The sequence below is a fragment of the Heyndrickxia coagulans DSM 1 = ATCC 7050 genome (assembly GCF_000290615.1).
GTDB lineage: Bacteria > Bacillota > Bacilli > Bacillales > Bacillaceae_C > Weizmannia > Weizmannia coagulans.
Genome location: NZ_ALAS01000123.1, coordinates 1 through 998 on the forward strand (window position 1 = coordinate 1; position 998 = coordinate 998).

Below are 998 nucleotides of genomic sequence, written 5' to 3' on the forward strand. Positions count from 1 at the left end.
CAAGTAAAGCACGGTAGCCGAAAGTGTACAAAAAGAGTGTCTTGGAATACCCGATATTTAAACCTTGTCGAGAAAAACTTGACACATACTTACTAAACGGAGAATTTGCCCACTCACCTAATTGTTGAATATAATAAGAGAAAGGCTCTTCTTTTTTTATTTTTCCTCCATAAGCCACAAAGTCGCCGGCTACATAAATCAATTTATCATGCAATGGGTAAGGAGCTATTTTTGAACCGGCACGGCTGGATGATTCTTCTGTGCACGGGATTAATGTAATCGCATCCTTTTTATCATTAATTACCTCCGCATAATAAAAATTTCCATCCTCCGTTACCTGCACTTCTAAATGTGCAGTTTGTGTGGTATGCGAAACCGGAAGAAGCGTGTACTCCTGATCATTTCTCTTCTTTTCAATTTTCCCGACCTGCTCTTCATTTGCTTGATAAGTCTCATATAAGTTTAGTAACCAGCTCACTCACGATTCCCCTCCTCCCTCTATCTCTTTTAAAAGTTCATCGGCAGGTTTTACATTTTCTTTAGTAAAGGCCTTCATTTCTATTTCCGCAACTTTTCTCACAAGTTTACATTCGTCCGGACGGATAAAATGAATTACGCCATTCTTCATAACAGGGTTCCACAACCTGACTTCCATTTCGTTACGGCCGGTTTCATCCGGATAATTGATGCCGTGAACCATTGTTCCAAAATACACTTCTTCTGTTTGGTCATAATAACCCTCGCCTTCCCCGAATACACAGGGTTCCACATAACCTTGGCACTCGCGGGCGCCAAGGAAAATATCCCTTCTTCCCCCGGCTTTCAAGGATCGTTTAAGAATGTTATGGTGTTTATTTTCGTTACGGTCAAATGCCAAATCCGGCCTGTGTGGGTTAAAAATGAAATGTGCTGTATTTTGCAATAGAAAAGTGCAGAGAAATGCAATTAAAAATGCAGAGGTTTGCCACCCATTTAATTCCTTTTCGACAATGCGTGGG

2 protein-coding genes are annotated in these 998 nt (G+C 40.8%); both read right to left on the reverse strand.

Annotated elements, in window-relative coordinates; translation table 11 throughout:
* Positions 1-478 (reverse strand): type I-C CRISPR-associated protein Cas8c/Csd1 (locus IC21_RS06515; protein WP_035180660.1); only part of this gene is annotated, 478 nt, incomplete at its 3' end.
* A partial coding sequence (gene cas5c, locus IC21_RS06520) for a type I-C CRISPR-associated protein Cas5c (protein WP_155116792.1) occupies positions 479-998 on the reverse strand: 520 nt, incomplete at its 5' end. It abuts the gene before it with no gap.